This window comes from Sulfitobacter aestuarii (genome assembly GCF_042685005.1).
Taxonomy (GTDB): Bacteria; Pseudomonadota; Alphaproteobacteria; order Rhodobacterales; family Rhodobacteraceae; genus Sulfitobacter; species Sulfitobacter aestuarii.
The window spans coordinates 128065-149814 of the sequence record NZ_JBHUMP010000006.1; the positions used below are offsets into that span (position 1 = coordinate 128065).

Here is a 21750-nt window from a genome sequence, read left to right on the forward strand (position 1 = left end):
CGTTGCGCGGTTCGGTCACTAATGGCAGGCCGCCCGCGGGAAGGATGCGCTCGTCGTCCTGCGTGTCATCCAGCGGGTCGGCATCGGGTCGGGACAGGGAACTGGGCATCGGGGTCGTCTCTCCGGATCGATCAGGGCGGCAGGGTCGCATGGCGCGACGCGATTTGGCAAGCGCGGCCGCCGTGGCGTCACCCTGCCCACCTCTAAGCGATCAACTGCCGCGATAGGTCGAATAGCCGAAGGGGGAGAGCAGCAGCGGCACGTGATAATGCATATCCGCATCGGAAATCCCGAAGCGCAGCGGAATCTCGTCGAGGAACCGCGGCGATTCCCCCGGAATATTGGCCTGATTGAAATAGGCGCCCGCTTCGAAGACCAGCTCGTAGGTCCCCGCGCTGAGCTGGCCCTTGGGCAGGATCGGCGCATCGGTGCGCCCGTCGGCATTGGTCTGCATCCGTGCCAGCTTCAGCCGGTTGCTGCCCTCGATCCGGTAGAGCGTGACCGCCATGCCGCCCGCCGGTCGCCCGCGGGCCGTGTCGAGAACATGGGTCGTGAGATATCCGTTTGCCATGGCGGTTCCTTGCCTTTCGGGTTCAGATCAGAGAATAGAGGCAGGTCGTGCAAGATCAATGACGCGGCGAAACTAGGCGGGTTCGGACCTGACGCAAGGTCGCTCAAATTTTTTCCGATATCGATTCGATTTTTCTTTGACCGGGCGAACCAGCTTAGTCTATATCTAGATCACCTTCCTAGAAGAGCCAGGCTTGTAAGTCTGAGTATCAAGATATTGTGTGAATAAGCCGAACAGATTGTTCGGTACGGGTAACGAGTGATCCCGGGGGAAACCGGGGCGAACCTTTCGAGCGGGTGCAGTTCGGCCGGCGTCGACAAGTTTTCGAAGACAAGAGAACAGCGCAAAGTGACCGATCTGGCAGCGGGCCGTCTCTAAGCGGGCGGTCCGTTGGCTTTTTCTCATCTCCGACGGCCTCAACTTCCCGGCGCGCTTTGCTGATATGCCGCGAGGGTCGCGTTTGCTCTCGATTGCCGATCAAAGACGGCTGGCAGAATCGCGCGGGCACATGCTAGGTCTAGCGGCATGACGCAGGCGAACCCCAATATAAGCGAAAAAGCACCGATCATTCGGCAACTGGATGATGCTGCGATCAACCGGATCGCAGCGGGCGAAGTGGTGGAGCGTCCGGCGGCCGCTGTCAAGGAACTGCTCGAAAACGCCATTGACGCCGGTGCGCGGCAGATCACTGTCGAATATGCCGATGGCGGCAAGACCCTTATCCGCGTCACCGATGACGGCCGCGGCATTGTCGCGTCGGATCTGCCGTTGGCGCTCGCGCGCCATGCCACGTCGAAGATCGACGGCTCGGATCTGCTTAACATTCATACCTTCGGCTTCCGTGGCGAGGCGTTGCCCTCGCTCGGCGCGGTCGGTCGGCTCTGCATCACCAGCCGCGTGGCGGGGCAGGCGGGTGCAGAGATCACGGTACAGGGCGGGCGCATGGGCGAGACCCGGCCGGCGGCCCTGAACGGCGGCACCATCGTCACGTTGCGCGACCTGTTCTATGCCACCCCGGCGCGGCTCAAGTTTCTGCGCACCGATCGGGCCGAGGCACAGGCAATCGGCGATGTGGTCAAGCGGCTGGCCATGGCCGAGCCTTTCGTACGCTTCGTGCTGCGCGATGTCTCCGGCGACGGGCCGGGCCGCGAGGTCTTTCGCGCGGAGGCCGAACAGGGCGATCTCTTCGCGGCGCTGCATGGCCGCCTGGCACAGGTGCTCGGCCGCGAGTTCGCCGAGAACTCCCTGCCCATCGATGCCGAGCGGGAAGGGCTTCACCTGACCGGTTTCGCGGCGCTGCCCACCTATTCGCGCGGTTCGGCGGTGGCGCAGTATCTTTTTGTCAACGGCCGTCCGGTACGCGACAAGCTGCTGGTCGGCGCGTTGCGCGGCGCCTATTTCGACTTTCTCAGCCGCGACCGGCACCCGGCGGCGGCGCTGTTCCTCGATTGCGACCCGACGTTGGTGGATGTGAACGTGCATCCGGCGAAATCAGAGGTGCGTTTCCGCGATCCCGGTCTGGCGCGCGGGTTGATCGTCTCGGCGCTGCGCCACGCGCTCGCCAAGGCCGGGCACCGCGCCTCGAGCACGGTGGCCAGCGCGACGCTGGGCGCGATGCGTCCCGAGCCGACCGGCGCGCGCATCTACCAGATGGACCGCCCCAGCCTCGCCGGGCGCACTGCCGCGTATCAGGCGCAGGCGCCGGGCTTTACGGAGACCGCGGGGGTCTGGGGCCGCGTCGAGGCGTCGGACCCGCCCCCGACGCGGCCGGGCGAAGGCATTGCCGGTCAGGAAGCGGCGGCGCAGGCCGATCCCGGGCCCGCCCCGGCCGAGTATCCGCTTGGCACAGCGCGCGGGCAGGTCCATGAGAATTACATCATCGCGCAGACCGCGACAGGCATGGTGATCGTCGATCAGCACGCTGCCCATGAGCGGCTCGTCTATGAGAAGCTGAAACGCCAGATGGCCGAGAACGGCGTCGCTGCGCAGGCGCTGCTGATCCCCGAGATCGTCGAGCTGTCGGCGGGTGATTGCGCGCGGTTGCTGGAGATCGCCGAAGACCTCGCGCGTTTGGGCCTCGGCATCGAAGCTTTCGGCGGCAGCGCCGTGGCGGTGCGCGAGACCCCCGCGATCCTCGGCACGGTCAATGCCCGCGCCATGGTGCTCGACATCCTTGACGAGCTGGCCGATCGGAACGACAGCAACAGCCTGCAGGCCCGGATCGAGGCGATCCTGAGCCGCATTGCCTGTCACAGCTCGATCCGCTCGGGCCGCTGGATGCGCGCCGAGGAGATGAACGCATTGCTGCGCGAGATGGAGGCGACGCCCCATTCCGGCCAGTGCAACCACGGGCGGCCCACCTATGTGGAGCTGAAGCTCAGCGATATTGAAAGGCTGTTTGGACGGACATGATCGAGATTGCGGGACAGAATTACGCGCTTGGTGATCCGCTCGTGATCGGGCTGATCGCCGGGCTGGCGCTGATGCTGCTGGTGCTCACCCTGCTCATCATGGCAGTGCGCGCCGCAGGGCGATCGGCGCGCATCGCGGCACCGCTGGGCCAGCAGATGCAGATCCTCGGCAGCCATGTGCAGCAACTCAACGCGGGGCAAGAGCAGCTGCGCGGCGGGTTGCAGACGGTCTCGGACACACAGGCACGCGCGCAGTCGCAGATGATCCAGACCATGGAAACGCGGCTCAACAACGTACAGCTCGCCATGCAGGAGCGGCTGGCGGACAATGCCGCGCGCTCGCAACGCTCGCTCAACGAGATGCAGGAACGGATGAACGCGACGCTGCATGGCTCTTCCAAACAGACCACCACGAGCCTGACGCAGCTGCAGGAACGTCTCGCCGCGATCGACAAGGCGCAGGACAACATCACCAAGCTCAGCGGCGACGTGCTGTCGCTGCAGGACATCCTCAGCAACAAGCAGACCCGCGGTTCCTTCGGGGAGATACAGCTGCATGACATCGTCTCCAAGGCGCTGCCGACGGACAGCTATTCGCTGCAGGCGACGCTTTCGAACGGCAAGCGGCCGGATTGCCTGATCCACCTGCCCAACCCGCCGGGGCCGATCGTGATCGACAGCAAATTCCCGCTTGAGGCCTATGAGGCCCTGCGCCGCGCCGGCAGCGATCACGAGGTAAAGGAGGCCGCCCGGGCGATGCGCGTGGCGGTGAAGACCCATATCAACGCGATCAGCCAGAAATACATTCTGGAGGGCGAGACCGCCGATGGCGCTTTGATGTTTCTGCCCTCCGAGGCCGTCTATGCCGAGCTGCACGCCAACTTCCCCGAACTGGTGCGCGAGGGTTTTGCGGCAAGGGTCTGGATCGTATCGCCGACAACCTGCATGGCGACGCTGAACACGATGCGCGCCATTCTAAAGGATGCGCGGATGCGCGAACAGGCCGGTGCGATCCGGGGCGAGCTCGGCAAGCTGCATGGCGATGTCGAGCGGCTGGTCACGCGGGTGGCCAATCTCGACCGGCACTTCGGTCAGGCCCGCAAGGATGTGGACGAGATCAAGATCTCCAGCGAGAAGGCGGCCAAACGGGCCGGACGACTGCATAATTTCGATTTCGAGGAACTGACCGAGGATAAATCGGCGGCGGTGATGCCTCTGCAACGGCCCGAGAGCTGAAGCGCTCAGCGGGTGCGCGCGCAAGCAACTTTGCAGACGTGACGTCACTCGCTTGCCTCCTCAATATTTCGTGCAACTTGTTTACTAATTGGATCGTGGCTCCACCGTATAGGCCCAACAAACGCCGCTTATCACGGGAACACCACCGCCAATGCCATTCGAAGCTCTGGACCTCGCGCCAGCACGGGACCATTCCCTCCGCCAAAAAATCGCGGTGATCGGCGCCGGAATATCGGGGATGGGCGCAGCCCATTACCTTTGCGCCGAGCATGACGTGACCCTGATCGAGGCCGGATCGCGGCTCGGCGGCCATGCCCGCACGGTGACCGCCGGTAAGCGGGGCGATCAGCCGGTTGATACCGGCTTCATCGTTTTCAACCACGCCAATTACCCGCATCTCTCGGCGCTCTTTGACGAGCTCGACGTGCCCATCGTGCCCTCCAACATGAGCTTTGGCGCCTCGATCGACGGCGGACGGCTCGAATACGCGCTGACCAGTCTCAACGCGGTCTTCGCGCAGCGCCGCAACATGTTGAACCCGGCCTTCATCGGCATGTTGCGCGACATCTTCCGGTTCAACAAGACGGCCCTCAGCGTGGCGCAGGACCGCTCGCTCAGCATTGCCGAATTCCTCAAGGTGCTCGGTACCGGCAGCTATTTTCGGGATTACTACCTCTCGCCGCTTTCCGGCGCGATCTGGTCGACGCCGACCGAAAAGATCATGGATTTCCCCGCCCATGCAATGGTCAATTTCTTCGAGAACCACGCGTTGCTCAATTATTCCGGCCAGCATCAATGGTACACGGTCGCGGGCGGTTCGCAGCAATATGTGATGCGGCTGGAAACGCGGTTGCGTCAGGCGGGCGTCACGATCCGGCTCGATGCGCCGGTGCAGGGGGTGCGGCGCCGGGCTGCCGGGGTCGAGATCAAAGGCGCGGGCGGCGAATGGGAAGGTTTCGACCAGGTGATCTTCGCCACCCATTCCGACGATACCCTGGCGCTCTTGTCCGACGCCACGCCCCGGGAACGCAATGCTCTCTCGGCGATCCGCTATCAGCCCAATGACATCATCCTTCATGCCGACGCTTCCGTGATGCCCAAGCGCAAGGCGACCTGGGCGAGCTGGGTCTATACCGAGGACAGCGCAGCCCGTTCGGAGCGGATCGACCTGACCTACTGGATGAATTCGCTGCAGCCGATCCCGCAGGATGACCCGCATTTCGTCACCCTCAACACCCGGCGCGAGATCCGCCAGGACCTGATCTATGATCAGGTTACCCTGCGACATCCGGTCTATGACCTCCAGGCATTCGCGGCCCAGGAGGAGATCAGGGCGCTGAACGGTCAGCGGGACACCTGGTTCTGCGGCGCCTGGATGCGGCACGGCTTTCACGAGGACGGGCTCGGCAGCGCGCTCGACGTCGCACGTGCACTCAAGAGCGCGGCAACGCGGCCGCTGGCAGCGGAATGAAAGCCCGGCCCGATCATATCGCCGGGCAGACCTTTCACGGGCGCAAGGGCGCAGTCGCAAACGCGTTTCGCTATTCCGTTGACTACATCCTGATTGACGCCGAGGCCGAGCTCGACACGCCACTTCTCTTCGCGCGCAACCGGCGCGGGCCAAGCTCGCTATGGGATATAGATCACGGCGGAACCCCGGGGGCAGGGCGCGGCGCGGCCTGGGTGCGCGACGTCCTGTCGGAGAACGGGATCGGTGCTGTCACGCGGATCGAATTGCTGGCCCAACCCCGGGTTCTCGGCCATGTTTTCAACCCGGTAAGTTTCTGGCTCTGCCGCCGCCACGACGGGGCGCTGATCGCGGCGATTGCCGAGGTCACCAATACCTATGGCGACCGTCACAGCTATCTCTGCCATCACGCTGACCTGTCGCCGATCCGCCCGGAGGATTGTCTGCAGGCAGGCAAGGTGCTGCATGTCTCCCCCTTCCAGCCGGTCGCGGGCACCTATCGGTTTCGCTTCGACATAGGGGCCGAGCGGATCGCAATCCGGATCGACTATGAGCGGCAGGATGGCGGGCTAGTCGCCACGCTGACCGGCGCGCGGGCGCCGCTCGATAATGCCGCGATCCTGCGCGCGCTCTGGCGGCGTCCCTTCGGGGCGCGCCGGGTGCTGGCGCTGATCCATTGGCAGGCGCTTAAGCTCTGGTTCAAACGCGCGCGCTTTCGTCCCCGCCCGACACCGCCGGAGCGCGAGGTCACGCGCGGGTGAGGTCCCGGCCGCGCGTTTGCGTCAGCCCGGCGGCGCGACGGTAACAATTTGCCGGGATCACATTGGCTTTCGCCGACCCCGCTCTAGGTCCGGCATTGGAGCCTGCCGGACGCCAGCGACCGGCGAGCGGAACCGCGACGCGGCACTGACCTGCGGATGCGAAACGCTCGCTTCGAGTGGCCCATGTGCTTGGAGAGAGGGACGTTTCGATGGAACCGCTGTTGTTTTTCGCTACCGGCCTGGTCCTGGCGAGCGGCGTGATCTGGTTGCGCTGCCGCTATGGTTCCTTTTCCGGGCAGCGACCGAGCGACTATGCAGAAGGGTTCGACGAGCTCGACATCCGCCGCACGCTCGATGGCAAGATGATCTGCGAGGGCGTGATCTTCGGCCCGTTCGGACGCATGACCAGCTCCTTTACCGCCGATTTCGACATGCGTTGGCAGGGGCGGCGGGGCGTGCTGCGGGAGGATTTCCTCTATGATGATCGCTCGCGTCAGAACCGCGAATGGGCGATCGAGCTCGGCGATTCCGGGCATTTCACCGCAACGGCGCCCGACGTGCTCGGCAAGGCACGGGGCGAGCAATGCGGCCCGGCGCTGCGCCTGTGCTACGCCATTCGCCTGCCGCCCGAACAGGGCGGGCATGTGCTGCACACTGTCGATTGGCTGTACCTGACACCTGCTGGAACGCTGGTGAACCGCAGCCAGTTCCGCAAATACGGCATCAAGGTCGCAGAGCTGGTGGCCACGATCAGACCGAAGGATGACATATGAGACATTGGATCGCAAAACGCTATTGGCTGATCGGCGCCAGCGACGGGCTCGGCGCGGCGCTGGCCGAAAGAATGAGCCGTGCCGGGGTCGAACTGGTGCTGTCGGCACGCAGCGCGGACAGGCTCGAGGCACTGGCGGCGCGCTTGCCGGGGCGGGCCAGCGTGCAGGTGATCGACGTGGCGGATGCCGACAGCGTCGCGCAAGCGGCCGCTGCCGTCGGACCGGTCGATGGGGTGGTATTCCTCGCCGGGGTTTATTGGCCATTCGGCGCGCGGGACTGGAACGCCGAGCAGGCGGTGCAGATGGCGGATGTCAACTTCACCGGGTTGGTGCGGGTCATGGGCGCGGTCGTGCCGCAAATGGTTGCCCGCGATCGCGGTCATATCGTCATCACCTCGAGTCTCACTGCTTTCCGTGGCCTGCCCGGTTCGATCGGCTATACCGCATCGAAGGCCGGCAGCCTGTCGCTGGCTGAATGCATGCGCGCCGATCTGCGCAAGACCGGGGTGGAGGTGCAGGTCGTGCTGCCCGGATTCATCAAGACGCGGCTGACCGACAGGAACGATTTTCACATGCCGCAGCTGATGAGCCCCGAGACAGCGGCGCGGTACATGTTCGACCATATGGGCAGCGACCGGTTCAAGTGCAGCTTTCCGGGCGCCTTCTCGCTGCTGTTCAGGGGCGCGCAAGTCCTGCCCGACTGGCTCTATTTCCGCCTCTTCTCCTGACCGAAACGGGTCAGATGCTGTCGAGATGGCGGTGAAAGAGCCTCTCGGCACGCTGCCAGGTCTCGTCCTGCGTATCGCGCAGCGCCAGCAGCGTCGGCAGCAATTGCGCGGCGAAATCCTCTGAGCTTTCCAGCGGCAGCATCGAGGGCAGATTGTCGATCGCCATGACGTCGAGCGGCGGCGTCCCATGCACCCGCAGGGCCGGGGCGGCCCAACAGGTAGCGCGGTCATAGACCGGCACCGGGTTGAAGTCGCTGTCCGGATCACAGGCGATATCGCCGATCACCCGCAGGGCACGCGGCGTCGTGAGCGCCTCGCGCGGCACGAAGACCGGCGTCTGCGGTCCCGCGAGGATGCAATTGATGAAAAGCTGATGCGTGAGTATTTCCGGGAACGGACCACCATTGGCGGTTTCGGCCATGTCCCAGCCGGTGACCTTAACCCCCATGGCGGCGCAGAGATCCGACGCACCCCGCCCGACGCGCCCGAGCGCGCCGATGATCAGCGCATCCGGCAGGGCTGTCCCGGTGTCGGCAAGCGTCTGCGCAAGCTCGGTCTTCAACGCATCGGCATCGGCACAGGGCGTGACCGGCCCGGCAATGCCGCCCTGGTGCTGCGCCGCCCAGCATTGCAGGGTCACCGCCGCCCCGGCGAAACCCGCCCAATATCCGAACGCGGCGACGCGACGGCCCTGCGCATCGGTGAGATATTCCAGATCGAGCAGCGTACCGCCCCCGGCGCGGAACCGTTCCAGCAGGTTCCGCCCCGCGCTCTGGCCCTTGTAGGCATGGCCGAACATGATGTGGCGATGGGCCAGCGGGCGGCCATCCTCTGGCAGTTCCTTGAGCCCGAAGATGATCGCGTCCCGCGGCGCGTCGGGCCAGGAAAACGTCGGTGCGATGTCACATCCGGTATCGGCATAGGCCTTCGTCGGGATCACCCGCGTCTGTGACTCCTCGACGGTGATACGCATTCCGGCGTCGATCAGCGCCGCGGCGCCTTCCGGGGTCAGTCCGACGCGGGTTTCATTGTCGCGCTGCTCGGCGCGCAGCCATAGATGTGTCATCTCGGTTCATTCTCCTGCTGCGGATTGCCCGGGCGCCGTGGGGGTCTGCGGCGCGTGGATCTGTGGATGTGCAACGGCGCATCACATGGCAATGGCGCGCCCCTCTCAGATATGGGTCTGCGCGGCGCGCCGGTCGGGCCGGTCGAGATGCGGCACGGCGTTGAACAGAACCGGCGCCCAATGGCCGCCGATCGGGAACAGCCGGTGGATCGACGTATGCATGATGGCCAGCGCGATACGCGCCATGGCGGGCGTGCCGAGCCCCATGGCCTGCGCCATCGCCATGGAGATCAGTCCGCCCGAGGTGACCACCAGCGCCGGTCCGTCGCCTTCGGCGATCTCGTGCAGCACCTCCTGCACCCGCGTCTCGAAGGCGAGATAGCTTTCCGGCGGCCGCTCGAAACGGTCCGATTTCCAGTAATCGAAGACCTGCGGCAGATGGTGGGTGAAGCCGGTCGGCTCGCTCGGGAAGGGGATGCCATGCTGCTCCTCGAGCAGGCTTGCGAGCGTGAAATACTCCAGCTCGTTGAGCCGCGCATCGCGGATCGGGGTCAACCCGGTCTGCATCGCCTCTGCGGTCTCCACGTGACGGCGCAAGGTGCCGGTATAAAGCCGCACATGCTCCGCCTGCGTATCGCGCAGATGTGCGCCGAGCCATGCCGCCTGTTCGTGACCGAGCGCGCTGAGCCGGTCGTAGCTGCGCTCGTCCTTGGCGGTGGAATTGGCCTGACCGTGGCGGATGAGTGTGATGTGGGACATGGTCGCCTTTCGCTATCGGCTTATTGATAGGCGAGGCCGCGACGGGTGGAAAGGGCGGTTGCTTCGTTGACGGCGGGTCATTCTGCCCTCTCGCGGATCGATGCGTCGGGGCAGGGGGCGGCGCCTTGACATGGGTCGCGCTTTTTCGGCCTATGGCCGCAAGTCCTCCCTCGGAGGCGCCTCGCGACAGAAGGATGGAATGATGAAGATCGACAGCGCCCGTTTCCTTGCAGACCTGCACGAGCTGCGCAGTTTCGGAGCCTCCGGCGTTGGCAAAGGCGTCATGCGCCCGGCTTTTTCCGAGGCTGATATCGCCGCGCGGCGCTGGCTCGCCGGGCGTATGGAAGAGGCGGGGCTGCGGGTCGCGATGGACGCGATGGGCAATCTTTTCGGCCTGGCGGAGGCGCCGTCGCTGCTGCTTGGCTCGCATGCCGACAGCCAGCCCGAGGGCGGTTGGCTCGACGGAGCGCTGGGCGTGGTGGCGGCACTCGAAGTGGCCCGCGCCAGCCGCGAGGCGGGCGGCCCCGCGGTCTCCGTTGTGGCGTTCCAGGACGAGGAAGGGCGGTTCGGCATCACCACGGGGTCCGATGTCTGGTCCGGCAACCTGACACAGAAGGCTGTGGATCCGCTTCGGGATCATGCCGGGGTCAGCCTCGAAGAGGCGCGTCGGGGGCTGGCCGACATGGTCACAGGTCCGGTCGCCTTAGCTCAGTTCAGTGGCTATATCGAGCTGCATATCGAACAGGGACCGAGCCTCGATGCTGCCGGAGAGCAGATCGGCGTGGTCAGTGATATCGTCGGTATCCGCGACATGCAGATCACCTTTGGGGGGCAACAGAACCACGCGGGAACCACGCCGATGGCGCTGCGCCGGGATGCGTTCCAGGGGGTCGCGGCTTTCACTACCCAACTTGAGGACGCCCTGCGCAACATCGTGACGCCGCAGAGCGTCTGGACCATCGGCCATCTGGAGCTGCATCCGAACGCGACATCTATTGTGCCCGGCAAGGCCAGACTGACGCTGCAATGGCGCGACGGTGACACGGAGCGGCTGGCGCGCATGGAGGCGGAGATCCGGCAGACGGCGCAGGCGGTGGCGCAGGAGCGCGGCCTCACGCTGACCTTCGGTGAGATGCGCGGGCTCGAGCCGGTGGCGATGGACAGGCGTCTGCGGGAGGCCTTGGAAATGGCGGCAGAAGACGTGGCGCCGGGCAAGTGGCGCCTGATGTCGTCCGGTGCGCTGCATGATGCGACCAACGTGGCACGGCAATTGCCGGTCGCGATGCTCTTCGTGCCTTCGATCAACGGCATCAGCCATGATTTCGCGGAAGATACCGACGAGGCCGATCTGGTCGCCGGGGTCGAGGTGCTGGCGCGGGCGGTGACTACGCTTGGTGCCTAGACCTCCGCGCGCAGATAGCCGCGTCTCAGCGCCCGGTCGCGGAAGCCATCGGCTGCTTTCGACGCGTCGCGCAGGTTGCTGAAGCAATTGACCAGCACCCGCGGTTGCGTCCCGCAATGGCCCCATTCGCGCAGCACCGACACTTCCGAGAACAGGTTCTGCGTGATTTCGACCCGGTAGAAGGCCGGGCGGCGGGCAGGGCAGCGGCGATAGAGCAGACATTCGAGCATAGGCCGATTATCGCCAATTCCGCGCACCGGACAAGCGTCATCGCTCAGCTCCAGCTCACATCCCCGAGAAAGATGTAGCCCGCCCCGTAGATCGTCTTGATCAGCTGCGGGTTCTTGGGGTCCTCGCGCAGCTTGGTCCGCAGCCGCGAGATCCGCACGTCCATCGCCCGGTCGAAGCTCTCGGATGCCGCGCCGCCGAGGCTCTCCTGCATCTGCACCCGGCTGATCAGCCGCTTCGGCGCATCGAGGAACAGCCGCAGCACCTCGCCTTCGGCATGGGAGAAGGGCGTCTCGCTGCCGGTCGCATCCTCCAGCATGTAGCGGTCGAAATGCGCGGTCCAGCCGTTGAAATGCGCGGTGTCGCCCGGGGTCTTCGCCTGTTTCGAACCACGCAGCCGGGCGCGGATACGGGCGACGACCTCGGCGGGTTCGAAGGGTTTGATGATGTAGTCATCCGCCCCCAGCTCCAGTCCGGTCACCCGGTCCTGAACCTCGGCGCGCCCGGAAATGATGATCACGATGGCGCCCTGTTCGAGCGCGAGGCGATGCACCAGCGCCAGCCCGTCGCTGTCGGGCAGGCTGAGGTCGACGAGGCAGACATCCGGCGTATGTTTGGCCAGCGCCGCTTCGAAACTGCGGGCGCGTCCGAAGCTGAGCGTGTCGAACCCGGCATCCTCCAGCGCGTCCGCGAGCATGGTACGGATCTCCGGCTCGTCATCCAGTATGGTGATCAGCGGGCGGCTCATGCGGCTGCTCCCCCGGCAGGGGCGATCAACGCCGCGAGATCCTGCGCCGTAAAGGGTTTGCGCAGCACCGGCGCCAACTGCTGTGCCTCGCCGAACAGCGGATCGTCGGGCGGCAGCGACGTCATCAGCAGCAGCGGCAGGCCGCTCCCGACCCGGCGTGCCAGATCGAGCCCGGTGGCCTCGCCCGCGAGCTGGATATCCGAGAGGATCAGCGCGATGTCGGGCAGGTCGGCGATCAGCGCGCTCGCCTCGTCGGCGCTCGCCGCCTCGATCACCGAATGGCCGAGATCCATCAGCATGTCGCGCAGCAGCGCGCGCAGATCGTCGCGATCCTCCACCAGCAGCACCAGCCCGGTGGCGCCCGTGACCGGGGCGCGATAGGGCAGGCGCAGCGACACCAGCGCGCCGCCCGTGACCACATTGCCGAGCCGCAGATCGCCGCCGAGCGACTTGGTCATGTCATAGACCATCGACAGGCCGAGACCCGAGCCCTCGCTGCCCTTGGTGGTGAAGAACGGATCAAAGCCGCGCTGCAGCGCCGCTTCGGAAAATCCCGGTCCGTCATCCTGCACGATCCATTCGACCCAGGTGTCATGCAGCAGGCGACAGGTCACGCTGATCCGTCCCGCCGCGCCGCAGGCATCTCGGGCGTTGAGGATCAGGTTCAGCAGGCTGTCCTGCACCATCCCCTTGTCGAGCAGCGCCTGCATCCCGGTGGCCTCGTTGCGCGGCGCAAGGCTGACCGCCGGGGGCAGGGTCGGCATCGCGAGGGTGCAGAGATCGCCGAGCAGCGCATCGAGATCGACCATCGCCGGGCGGATCGCGCGCGGGCCGGTCATGTCGGCGATCGAACTCAGCAGCGCGCCGCCGCGCCGCGCGGCCGCACGGGTGCCGTCGATCAGCGGGGCCGCCGCGCCGGGCAGGTCCGGCAGCCGGGCGAGCTTGGATTGCATGCCGAGGATGATCGTCAGCAGGTTGGAGAAATCATGCGCGAGGCCGGAAATCATCTGCGCCGCAATCTCCCGTTTGCGGGTCTGTTGCAGCGCGACCCGCGTCTGGGTCTCCTCGGTGACATCCATCGACATGATATAGACCCCGCCGCGCCCGTCCGGGGTGAAGGCCCCGCGGATGCGCCGGGCGGATTCGTCATCAGTGAATTCGCAGACGGCGGCATTGCCCTCGAAGGCCCGCTGCAGTGCCGCCGCGATCCGCGCATAGGCCCCGACTCCGAGCGCCTCGGCAATATGCATCCCGATGATGTTGCTCGGCCGACCCGGCATCACCCCGGCCAGCCGACGGTTGGAATAGATGTAATGGCCGCTGGCATCAACATGGGCGATATGCGCGGGCATCATCTCGGTCGTGAGCCGCGTGCGGGCCTCGCTTTCGGTGAGCTGGCGCTTGGTCTCTTCGAGCGTGGTGATCATCGCCGCCAGCTCGCGGTTGGTAGCGGCGAGTTCCTCGGCATGGGCCAGCAGCTGATCGGAGAGCGCATCGGAACGCGCCCTGAGCAGCGCCTCCTGTTTCTTGACCCGGGTGATGTCGGTATAGACCGTCACCCAGCCGCCCTGGGGCAGCGGCGAGCCCTCGACGCTGATGGTGCGGCCATTGGCGCGGGTGCGCTCCATGTAATGGGGCCGGAAGGCCCGGGCCTGCTCGACCCGTTCGGCGACGAAACTCTCGACATCATCGACGGCGCCATATTCGCCGGAGCGCACAAGGTGCAGCAAAGTGTCCTTGAAACGCGCACCGGGGGTGATCAATTCATCGGGCAGGTTGAACATCTGCTGGAACGGCGCGTTGCAGACCGCCAGCCGCAGGTTCTGGTCATAGATCGACAATGCCTGCGCGATCAGGTTGAGCCCTGCCGTGGTCAGCGCCTTGGTCTGCTCCTCTTTGTGCTGCACCTTGTCCTCCCCGCAGCGCGGATAGCATCCCACCGGGGCACGCGCCAACAGCGGCGCTGCGCCGGTAGGTCCTGCCGTCACGTCATGCCCGCCGCCGCCCCTTGTTACAATTCGTTAGATTCACGCAAACATCAGGAAAAAGTTGACGTCCACTCCTGTCCCCACATCCTAATGGGAAATCAGAATCGCACAAGCGATCGACCCGTCGGGTGCCGACGGGCATGGGAGGAAGACAATTTGGCCGACAAGATGACGCGTGCCGACCGGGTGGAATCCATTCCGGCGCTGCTGCACCGAAACGCGACTCAATTCGCGAATGCCCCTGCCTATCGTGAGAAGGAATACGGGATCTGGCAGAGCTGGACCTGGTCCCAAACCCGTGACGAGGTCGAGGCATTGGCGATCGGGCTTCTCGAGCGCGGGTTGAACGAAGGCGATTTCGTTGCCGTGATCGGCCGCAACCGTCCCTATCTTTACTGGTCGATGATCGCCGCGGAGATGGCCGGAGCAGTGCCGGTACCGCTCTACCAGGACGCCAATGCCGAAGAAATGGCCTATGTGCTCGAACATTGCGGCGCGCGTTTCGTGATTGCGGGCGATCAGGAACAGGTCGACAAGGTCATCGAGGTGCAGGACCAGCTGCCGCAATTCGAGCGGATCATCTATCTCGATCCGCGCGGCCTGCGTAAATACGATCATGGCAGGCTCGATCAATACCAGGCATTGCAGGCGCTGGGACGGGAGAAGCGCGAGAGCCATATCGCCGAACTCGAACGCCGCCAGGCCAGGCTCGATTACGACAGCCGCTGCGTGATGCTCTACACCTCGGGCACGACCGGCAAGCCCAAGGGCGTGGTCCTGTCCAACCGCAACGTGATCGAGACCGCGAAATCCTCGTCGGAATTCGACAATCTGCGCCGCAGCGATGACATCCTCGCCTATCTGCCGATGGCTTGGGTCGGCGATTTCATCTTCTCGGTCGGGCAGGCGATGTGGACCGGCTTTTGCACCAATTGTCCCGAAAGCGCCGACACGATGCAGGTCGATCTGCGCGAGATCGGGCCGACCTATTACTTCGCCCCGCCCCGGGTCTTCGAGACCCAGCTGACCAATGTGATGATCCGCATGGAGGATGCCGGACGGATCAAGAAATGGCTGTTTGACACCTGCATGGCCCATGCCCGCAAGGTCGGCCCCGACATTCTCGACGGCCACCCGGTGGGTCAGTGGGACCGGTTCAAGTACAAGCTCGGCGAGGCGTTCATCTACGGGCCGCTGAAAAACACGCTGGGTTTCAGCCGAGTGCGCGTGGGCTATACTGCGGGGGAGGCGATCGGGCCGGAGATCTTCGATTTCTATCGCTCGCTCGGGATCAACCTCAAGCAGCTCTACGGACAGACCGAGGCGACGGTGTTCATCACCGCGCAGCCCGACGGCGAGGTGCGCAGCGACACGGTCGGGGTGACCTGCCCGGGCGTCGAGCTCAAGATCGCCGAGAATGGCGAGGTGTTCTACCGCTCGCCGGGGGTTTTCGTGGAATATTACAAGAACCCCGAGAGCACCGCCGATACCAAGGATGCCGAAGGCTGGGTCGCGACGGGCGATGCCGGTTTCATCGAGGAGGGCTCGGGACATCTGCGCATCATCGACCGCGCCAAGGATGTCGGGCAGATGGCCGACGGTCGGCTCTTCGCGCCGAAATACGTCGAGAACAAGCTGAAATTCTTCCCCAATATTCTCGAGGCGGTGGTCTTCGGTAATGGGCGGAACGAATGCACCGCCTTCATCAATATCGACCTCACCGCGGTCGGCAACTGGGCGGAGCGCAACAACATCGGCTATGCCTCCTATCAGGAACTGGCGCGCCATCCGCAGGTGATGGACACGATCCAAGACCATGTCGAGGCGGTCAATGAATCGGTGGCCCAGGACGAGATGCTGTCGGGCTGTCAGGTGCATCGTTTCGTGGTGCTTCACAAGGAGCTCGACGCCGATGACGGCGAACTCACCCGCACCCGCAAGGTGCGCCGCAAGATCATCGAGGAGAAATACCACGATATCATCACCGCGCTCTATGACGGCTCCGACAAGATCAGCACCGAGACCGAGGTGACCTATGAGGACGGGCGCAAGGGCAGCATCAGGGCGACCCTGGAAGTGCGCGCCGCCAAGGTCTGGCCGAGTGCTGCGAAGATGGCGGCACAATGAGCGCGACGATGGCGCGCGCGGCGCATTCGGGAGCCTCCGGCGGAGGTATTTTTGACCCAAAGAAGGGAGGCCTGGCATGAAGGATCTTGCCGAGGGCTACACCACGGAAGACGGTCGCCAGATCGGTCCGGTGGTGATGGAGATGAAGAATATCACCCTGCGTTTTGGCGGGGTCGAGGCGATCAAGGATATCTCCTTTGATATCCGCGAGGGCGAGATCCGGGCGATCATCGGGCCGAACGGGGCCGGGAAATCTTCGATGCTGAACGTGATCAGCGGCTTTTACGTGCCCCAGGAGGGCGAAGTCTGGTACAAGGGCAGCCGCCGTCCGGCGATGAAGCCGTATCAGGTCGCCGAACAGGGGATCGCCCGGACCTTTCAGAACATCGCCTTGTTCGAGGGCATGTCGGTGCTCGACAATGTGATGACCGGGCGGCTGACGCAAATGAAGACCGGATTGTTCTGGCAGTCCCTATGGAAGGGCAAGGCCGAGCACGAGGAGGTTGCGAACCGGGAAGTCGCCGAGAGGATCATCGATTTTCTGGAGATCCAGGCGATCCGCAAGACCCCGGTGTCACGGCTTTCCTATGGGTTGAAAAAGCGGGTGGAGCTGGCGCGGGCGCTGGCGGCCGAGCCATCGATCCTGCTGCTGGATGAGCCCATGGCCGGGATGAATGTCGAGGAGAAGGAGGACATGTCCCGCTTCATCCTCGATGTGAATGACGAATTCAGCACCACGATCGCGCTCATCGAGCATGACATGGGGGTGGTCATGGACCTCTCCGACCGGGTCGTGGTGATGGATTACGGCAAGAAGATCGGCGACGGGACACCCGACGAGGTGCGCAACAACCAGGATGTGATCGATGCCTATCTGGGGGTGGCCCATGAGTGAGCTGTTTGACGTCGCCTTGACGTCGGTATCGCGTCGGTATCTGGCAGGGGAGAAATGTGATGCCTGAACAACTGGCCTTTACCATCGAGGTGTTTCTGAACGGGCTGATGGCCGGGGTGCTTTATGCACTGGTGGCGCTGGGTTTCGTGCTGATCTACAAGGCCTCGGGGATCTTCAACTACGCGCAGGGCGTGATGGCGCTGTTCGCGGCGCTGACTCTGGTCGGAATCATCGACGGGCAGGTGCCGTTCAGCCATCTGATCAACGCGATCTTCGGCACCGATGTGCATCACTTCGGCTGGCATGTGAACGCCTTCGTGGCGATCCTGCTGACCATGCTGGTGATGATCGTGCTGGCCTATTGCGTGCAGCGTTTCGTGTTCCGGTATCTGGTCGGACAGGAGCCGATCATCCTGTTCATGGCGACGATTGGACTGGCCTATTTCCTCGAAGGGGTCGGCGACCTGATGTGGGGGTCGGAGATCAAGACGCTCGATGTCGGGCTGCCGCAGGGGATCAATTCCTATATCGACGAGACCACGTTCAACCTGACCGGCTACGGTTTCTTCATCGACAATCTCGACATCATCGCCTCGCTGGTGGCGGCGGTGCTGGTGATCGTGCTGGTGCTGTTCGCGCAATATACCAAGCAGGGCCGCGCCATGCGTGCGGTGGCGGATGACCATCAGGCGGCCCTGTCTGTCGGGGTGTCGCTCAACTTCATCTGGATCCTGGTCTGGTCGCTGGCGGGTTTCGTTGCGCTGGTCGCCGGGATCATGTGGGGCGCCAAGTCGGGCGTCCAGTTTTCGCTGAGCCTGATTGCGCTGAAGGCGCTGCCGGTGCTGATGCTGGGCGGTTTCACCTCGATCCCGGGCGCGATCGTCGGCGGGTTGATCATCGGGGTCGGCGAGAAGCTTTTCGAATTCCTGATCGGCGCGCCCTATCTCGGCGGGGCCACCGAGAACTGGTTCGCCTATATGCTGGCGCTGCTGTTCCTGGTGTTCCGTCCACAGGGTCTGTTCGGGGAGAAGATCATTGAACGGGTTTGAGATGGAACGCGGGCGCATACGATCATCGGGGTGCGTGGGTAGCACCCACCCTGCGGGGCGGAAGACGATAGGGGAGATTGAACATGTTTTATCGTGAGGCGGGCGATTTCAACACGTCCTATGCGCAGGACCAGCAGACCTTTCCGATCCGGTTCGACCGCTATCGTTATTACGCGGTGCTGTTCATCGCGATACTGGTGGTGCCCTTCATCATCAACGATTACTGGGTGAACTCGCTGTTCCTGCCGTTCCTGATCTATGCGATCGCGGCGATCGGGCTCAACATCCTCGTCGGCTATTGCGGGCAGGTCAGCCTCGGCACCGGCGGTTTCATGGCGGTGGGGGCCTATGCCTGCTACAAGCTGATGACCGCGATGCCGGATGTGAGCATGTTCATCCATGTGCTGCTGGCCGGCCTCATCACCGCCGCGGTCGGCGTGCTCTTCGGCCTGCCGTCGCTGCGCATCAAGGGGTTCTACCTGGCGGTGGCGACGTTGGCCGCGCAGTTCTTCCTTGTCTGGCTGTTCAACCGGGTACCTTGGTTCTATAACTACTCCGCCTCCGGGCAGATCAGCGCGCCGGAGCGGGACACGTTCGGCATCCTGATCACGGGCCCCAATACCGAGGCCTGGGCGACCTATCTGTTCTGCCTGATCTTCACCATCGGCTCGGCCCTGGTGGCGCGCAACCTGACCCGTGGCTCCGTGGGGCGCAAGTGGATGGCGATCCGCGACATGGACATCGCCGCGGAGATCATCGGGGTCAATCCGCTGCGTGCCAAGCTCACCGCCTTTGCGGTCTCCTCCTTCTTCATCGGGATTTCGGGAGCGCTGTTCTTTGCGATCTATCTCGGCGCAGTCGAGGTCGGCGAGGCCTTCGGGATCAGCAAGTCGTTCCTGGTGCTGTTCATGGTGATCATCGGCGGGCTCGGTTCGATCTTCGGCTCGTTTGCCGGCGCGGCGTTTCTGGTGTTGCTGCCGGTGGCGCTGAAGATCATCGGGGTGGATTGGCTGGGCTGGCCCACGGACATCGTCGCGCATCTGCAGCTGGTGATCGTCGGCGGGCTGATCATTGTCTTCCTGATCGCCGAACCGCATGGGCTGGCGCAGCTCTGGCGGGTGGCCAAGGAGAAACTGAGATTGTGGCCGTTCCCGCATTAGCGGGTGCGGGGGGCGATGGGTGCGAGCACCCATCCTACGTGAGGGCGGCCGAGGCGTCGTTGAGATTGTGGCCCTTCGCGGATTGGGGAGCGTCACGAGCAAGGGGCGGAACCCCCGCCCGGAGTGAGACAGACCAGGGGTGCTACCCGGCAGTAAAGAGAAACATAAAGGGAGGATATGATGATGAAATACAAATTGGGTACCTTGGCCGTGGCCGGACTGATGGCCGCGAGTCCGGTGATGGCGGATCTGGTCTTTCCGTCGCTGAGCTATCGCACCGGTCCCTATGCGGCGGGCGGCATCCCTTTCGCTGACGGTTATGCGGATTATTTCACCCTGCTCAACGAGCGGGATGGCGGCATCGGCGGTGTGATGACGCAGGTGCCGGAATGCGAGACTGCCTATAACACCGAGAAGGGTGTCGAATGCTATGAATCGCTGAAGGACAGCGGCGGGATTGTCTATCAGCCGCTTTCCACCGGGATCACTTATCAGCTCATTCCCAAGATGACGGCGGATGATATCCCGCTGCATACGATGGGATATGGGCGCACATCGGCGGCGAATGGTGAAGTGTTCAGCCATGTGTTCAATTACCCCGCCAATTACTGGAACGGTGCCTCGGGGGCGGTGAACTACATCCTCGCGCAGAACGACGGCGATATCAGCGGCAAGAAGATCGCGCTGGTCTATCACAATTCGGCCTATGGCAAGGAGCCGATCCGCACCCTGCAGGAGCTGAGCGAGAAACATGGTTTCGAGCTGGCCGAGGTGCCGGTCGATCATCCCGGTCAGGAGCAGAAGTCGCAATGGCTGCAGATCCGCCGCGACAAACCCGATTACGTGATCATGTATGGCTGGGGCGTGATGAACCAGGTGGCGATCCAGGAGGCGGCCAACATCCGTTTCCCGATGGAGAATTTCATCGGCATCTGGTGGTCCGGTTCGGAGAATGACGTGCTCGCGGCGGGCAAGGCGGCGGACGGCTACAAAGCCTTGACCTTCCATGGTGTGGGCGACGATTTCCCGGTGTTCGATGATATCCAGAAATACGTGGTCGAGACCGGCAAGGCCGCCGGTGCGGGCGATCAGATCGGCAGCGTGCTCTATAACCGCGGTCTCTATGCGGCGATGCTGGCGGCCGAGGCGGCCAAGACCGCGCAGGAGATCCACGGCACCAAGGACATCACGCCGACGATGATGCGCGACGGCATGGAGGCGCTGGAGATCACCGAGGAGAAGATGGCCGCGCTCGGCCTGCCCGGCTTCGGCCCCTCCTTCAAGGTGTCCTGCGAGAACCATGGCGGCACCGGTCTTGTCGGGGTCACGCAATGGGATGCGGAGGCCGAGGAATGGAAGCTGATCTCGGATTTCGCCGAGACCGACATGGAGGTGATCCAGCCGCTGATCGATGAGGATTCGCAGGCCTATGCCAGCGAGAACAACATCGAGAAGAATTGCGGCTGAGCCGACACCCTCCGGCCGCCGCGCCTGTGGCGGCCGGGGATCTGAGTATTTATGAAAGGGTGAAGCCCGATGCTGGATGCCGCCAACACCAATGATGCCGCGCTCGACAACCTGCTTGAGGTCAATAATATCGAGGTGATCTACAACCATGTGATCCTGGTGCTGAAGGGGGTGAGCCTGAACGTGCCAAAGGGCGGGATTACCGCCCTGCTCGGCGGCAATGGCGCAGGCAAGACCACGACGCTGAAGGCGATTTCCGGCTTGCTGGCCTCGGAACGCGGCGAGGTGACCAAGGGGTCGATCAAGTATCGCGCCGAGCCGATCCAGCATGCTGATCCGGCCGATACCGTGAAACGCGGCGTCGTGCAGGTGATGGAGGGGCGGCATTGCTTCGAGCATCTGACCATCGAGGAAAACCTGCTGACCGGGGCCTATACGCGCAAAGACGGCAATGCGGCGGTGCAGCGTGATCTCGAGATGGTCTATGAATATTTCCCGCGCCTGCGTGAGCGGCGGCGCAGCCAGGCGGGCTATACCTCGGGTGGAGAGCAGCAGATGTGCGCGATCGGGCGAGCCCTGATGTCGCGGCCCGAGATGATCCTGCTGGATGAGCCGAGCATGGGCCTGGCGCCGCAATTGGTGGAGCAGATCTTCGAGATCGTGAAATCGGTGAACGAACAGGAGGGGGTGACCTTCCTGCTGGCCGAGCAGAATACCAACGTGGCCCTGCGCTTTGCTCATTACGGCTATATCCTGGAATCCGGCCGCGTGGTGATGGACGGCCCTGCAAAGGATCTGCGCGAGAACCAGGATGTGAAGGAATTCTATCTCGGCATGTCCGATGAGGGGCGCAAGAGCTTTCGCGACGTGCGCTCCTACCGACGCCGCAAGCGTTGGTTGAGCTGAGCCCCAA

The 21750-nt window shown here is 64.0% G+C and carries 19 protein-coding genes; 13 read left to right on the forward strand and 6 right to left on the reverse strand.

All coding sequences use genetic code 11. The annotated features are described in order from the left end of the window. Positions 1-211: 211 nt before the first annotated feature. Entirely contained in the window at positions 212-571 is a 360-nt protein-coding gene (gene uraH / locus ACFSUD_RS09180; protein WP_386373629.1) for a hydroxyisourate hydrolase, read from the reverse strand. A gap of 525 nt (positions 572-1096) precedes the next feature. On the opposite strand from uraH, the gene mutL reads away from it, so the two are divergent. The 6 genes from mutL (at position 1097) to ACFSUD_RS09210 (ending at position 7948) form a co-directional block, all read left to right on the forward strand. Next, positions 1097-2983 carry a DNA mismatch repair endonuclease MutL gene (mutL, locus tag ACFSUD_RS09185; RefSeq protein ID WP_386373631.1) on the forward strand — a complete coding sequence of 629 codons (1887 nt, stop codon included), beginning with the start codon at positions 1097-1099 and terminating at the stop codon, positions 2981-2983. Next, positions 2980-4218 carry a DNA recombination protein RmuC gene (locus tag ACFSUD_RS09190; RefSeq protein ID WP_386373633.1) on the forward strand — a complete coding sequence of 413 codons (1239 nt, stop codon included), beginning with the start codon at positions 2980-2982 and terminating at the stop codon, positions 4216-4218. The genes mutL and ACFSUD_RS09190 overlap by 4 nt, the downstream gene beginning before the upstream one ends. A 151-nt stretch (positions 4219-4369) precedes the next feature. Continuing rightward, positions 4370-5689, forward strand: a complete 1320-nt coding sequence (locus tag ACFSUD_RS09195) for an NAD(P)/FAD-dependent oxidoreductase (protein WP_386373635.1) — start codon at positions 4370-4372, stop codon at positions 5687-5689. Further along, a complete protein-coding gene (locus tag ACFSUD_RS09200; RefSeq protein WP_386373637.1) occupies positions 5686-6447 on the forward strand; it encodes a DUF1365 domain-containing protein in 762 nt (253 codons plus the stop codon). Before ACFSUD_RS09195 ends, ACFSUD_RS09200 begins: the two co-directional genes overlap by 4 nt. Positions 6448-6656: 209 nt before the next feature. Continuing rightward, entirely contained in the window at positions 6657-7220 is a 564-nt protein-coding gene (locus ACFSUD_RS09205) for a DUF3833 family protein (protein ID WP_386373639.1), read from the forward strand. After that, positions 7217-7948: an SDR family NAD(P)-dependent oxidoreductase gene (locus ACFSUD_RS09210; protein ID WP_386373641.1), complete on the forward strand. Its 732-nt coding sequence runs from the start codon at positions 7217-7219 to the stop codon at positions 7946-7948. The genes ACFSUD_RS09205 and ACFSUD_RS09210 overlap by 4 nt, the downstream gene beginning before the upstream one ends. A gap of 10 nt (positions 7949-7958) precedes the next feature. Here ACFSUD_RS09210 and ACFSUD_RS09215 read toward each other — a convergent pair whose 3' ends face one another. After that, on the reverse strand, positions 7959-9014 hold the full coding sequence (locus ACFSUD_RS09215) for a saccharopine dehydrogenase (RefSeq protein ID WP_386373643.1): 1056 nt from the start codon (positions 9012-9014) through the stop codon (positions 7959-7961). Positions 9015-9119: 105 nt separating this feature from the next. After that, a complete protein-coding gene (locus ACFSUD_RS09220; protein ID WP_386373644.1) occupies positions 9120-9773 on the reverse strand; it encodes a histidine phosphatase family protein in 654 nt (217 codons plus the stop codon). A gap of 202 nt (positions 9774-9975) precedes the next feature. Between ACFSUD_RS09220 and ACFSUD_RS09225 the strand changes: the two genes are divergently transcribed. Beyond that, positions 9976-11175, forward strand: coding sequence for a hydantoinase/carbamoylase family amidase (locus ACFSUD_RS09225; RefSeq protein WP_386373646.1), 1200 nt, complete (start codon positions 9976-9978; stop codon positions 11173-11175). Here the strand turns inward: ACFSUD_RS09225 and ACFSUD_RS09230 are convergent. Genes ACFSUD_RS09230 through ACFSUD_RS09240 form a run of 3 tightly spaced genes read right to left on the reverse strand, consistent with a single transcriptional unit; the run spans position 11172 to position 14058 of the window. Next, on the reverse strand, positions 11172-11405 hold the full coding sequence (locus ACFSUD_RS09230; RefSeq protein ID WP_386373648.1) for a WGR domain-containing protein: 234 nt from the start codon (positions 11403-11405) through the stop codon (positions 11172-11174). The genes ACFSUD_RS09225 and ACFSUD_RS09230 overlap by 4 nt on opposite strands. A gap of 44 nt (positions 11406-11449) precedes the next feature. Next, the gene (locus ACFSUD_RS09235) at positions 11450-12151 is read right to left on the reverse strand and encodes a response regulator transcription factor (RefSeq protein ID WP_386373650.1); all 702 of its coding nucleotides are present in this window, start codon (positions 12149-12151) and stop codon (positions 11450-11452) included. After that, positions 12148-14058, reverse strand: coding sequence for a PAS-domain containing protein (locus ACFSUD_RS09240; RefSeq protein WP_386373652.1), 1911 nt, complete (start codon positions 14056-14058; stop codon positions 12148-12150). The genes ACFSUD_RS09235 and ACFSUD_RS09240 overlap by 4 nt, the downstream gene beginning before the upstream one ends. Positions 14059-14307: 249 nt before the next feature. On the opposite strand from ACFSUD_RS09240, the gene ACFSUD_RS09245 reads away from it, so the two are divergent. The 6 genes from ACFSUD_RS09245 to ACFSUD_RS09270 all read left to right on the forward strand — a co-directional run bounded on the left by ACFSUD_RS09245 (position 14308) and on the right by ACFSUD_RS09270 (position 21743). After that, positions 14308-16266 carry an AMP-binding protein gene (locus ACFSUD_RS09245; protein ID WP_386373754.1) on the forward strand — a complete coding sequence of 653 codons (1959 nt, stop codon included), beginning with the start codon at positions 14308-14310 and terminating at the stop codon, positions 16264-16266. A gap of 76 nt (positions 16267-16342) precedes the next feature. After that, positions 16343-17161 (forward strand): ABC transporter ATP-binding protein, encoded by an 819-nt coding sequence (locus tag ACFSUD_RS09250; RefSeq protein WP_386373654.1) that lies wholly within the window; start codon positions 16343-16345, stop codon positions 17159-17161. Positions 17162-17220: 59 nt separating this feature from the next. Further along, complete coding sequence (locus ACFSUD_RS09255; protein WP_386373656.1) at positions 17221-18210, forward strand: branched-chain amino acid ABC transporter permease; 990 nt, start codon at positions 17221-17223, stop codon at positions 18208-18210. 83 nt (positions 18211-18293) lie between these two features. Beyond that, positions 18294-19370: a branched-chain amino acid ABC transporter permease gene (locus ACFSUD_RS09260; protein WP_386373658.1), complete on the forward strand. Its 1077-nt coding sequence runs from the start codon at positions 18294-18296 to the stop codon at positions 19368-19370. 183 nt (positions 19371-19553) lie between these two features. Continuing rightward, positions 19554-20837, forward strand: coding sequence for an ABC transporter substrate-binding protein (locus ACFSUD_RS09265; protein WP_386373660.1), 1284 nt, complete (start codon positions 19554-19556; stop codon positions 20835-20837). 69 nt (positions 20838-20906) lie between these two features. Beyond that, on the forward strand, positions 20907-21743 hold the full coding sequence (locus ACFSUD_RS09270; RefSeq protein WP_386373662.1) for an ABC transporter ATP-binding protein: 837 nt from the start codon (positions 20907-20909) through the stop codon (positions 21741-21743). The last annotated feature ends 7 nt before the right edge of the window (positions 21744-21750 follow it).

Excerpts from the sequence above, each read along its gene's own strand:
- uraH (WP_386373629.1), bottom strand. The coding sequence starts at position 571 with ATGGCAAACGGATATCTCACGACCCATGTTCTCGACACGGCCCGCGGG.
- mutL (WP_386373631.1), top strand. The coding sequence starts at position 1,097 with ATGACGCAGGCGAACCCCAATATAAGCGAAAAAGCACCGATCATTCGG.
- ACFSUD_RS09190 (WP_386373633.1), top strand. The coding sequence starts at position 2,980 with ATGATCGAGATTGCGGGACAGAATTACGCGCTTGGTGATCCGCTCGTG.
- ACFSUD_RS09195 (WP_386373635.1), top strand. The coding sequence starts at position 4,370 with ATGCCATTCGAAGCTCTGGACCTCGCGCCAGCACGGGACCATTCCCTC.
- ACFSUD_RS09200 (WP_386373637.1), top strand. The coding sequence starts at position 5,686 with ATGAAAGCCCGGCCCGATCATATCGCCGGGCAGACCTTTCACGGGCGC.
- ACFSUD_RS09205 (WP_386373639.1), top strand. The coding sequence starts at position 6,657 with ATGGAACCGCTGTTGTTTTTCGCTACCGGCCTGGTCCTGGCGAGCGGC.
- ACFSUD_RS09210 (WP_386373641.1), top strand. The coding sequence starts at position 7,217 with ATGAGACATTGGATCGCAAAACGCTATTGGCTGATCGGCGCCAGCGAC.
- ACFSUD_RS09215 (WP_386373643.1), bottom strand. The coding sequence starts at position 9,014 with ATGACACATCTATGGCTGCGCGCCGAGCAGCGCGACAATGAAACCCGC.
- ACFSUD_RS09220 (WP_386373644.1), bottom strand. The coding sequence starts at position 9,773 with ATGTCCCACATCACACTCATCCGCCACGGTCAGGCCAATTCCACCGCC.
- ACFSUD_RS09225 (WP_386373646.1), top strand. The coding sequence starts at position 9,976 with ATGAAGATCGACAGCGCCCGTTTCCTTGCAGACCTGCACGAGCTGCGC.
- ACFSUD_RS09230 (WP_386373648.1), bottom strand. The coding sequence starts at position 11,405 with ATGCTCGAATGTCTGCTCTATCGCCGCTGCCCTGCCCGCCGCCCGGCC.
- ACFSUD_RS09235 (WP_386373650.1), bottom strand. The coding sequence starts at position 12,151 with ATGAGCCGCCCGCTGATCACCATACTGGATGACGAGCCGGAGATCCGT.
- ACFSUD_RS09245 (WP_386373754.1), top strand. The coding sequence starts at position 14,308 with ATGACGCGTGCCGACCGGGTGGAATCCATTCCGGCGCTGCTGCACCGA.
- ACFSUD_RS09250 (WP_386373654.1), top strand. The coding sequence starts at position 16,343 with ATGAAGGATCTTGCCGAGGGCTACACCACGGAAGACGGTCGCCAGATC.
- ACFSUD_RS09255 (WP_386373656.1), top strand. The coding sequence starts at position 17,221 with ATGCCTGAACAACTGGCCTTTACCATCGAGGTGTTTCTGAACGGGCTG.
- ACFSUD_RS09260 (WP_386373658.1), top strand. The coding sequence starts at position 18,294 with ATGTTTTATCGTGAGGCGGGCGATTTCAACACGTCCTATGCGCAGGAC.
- ACFSUD_RS09265 (WP_386373660.1), top strand. The coding sequence starts at position 19,554 with ATGAAATACAAATTGGGTACCTTGGCCGTGGCCGGACTGATGGCCGCG.
- ACFSUD_RS09270 (WP_386373662.1), top strand. The coding sequence starts at position 20,907 with ATGCTGGATGCCGCCAACACCAATGATGCCGCGCTCGACAACCTGCTT.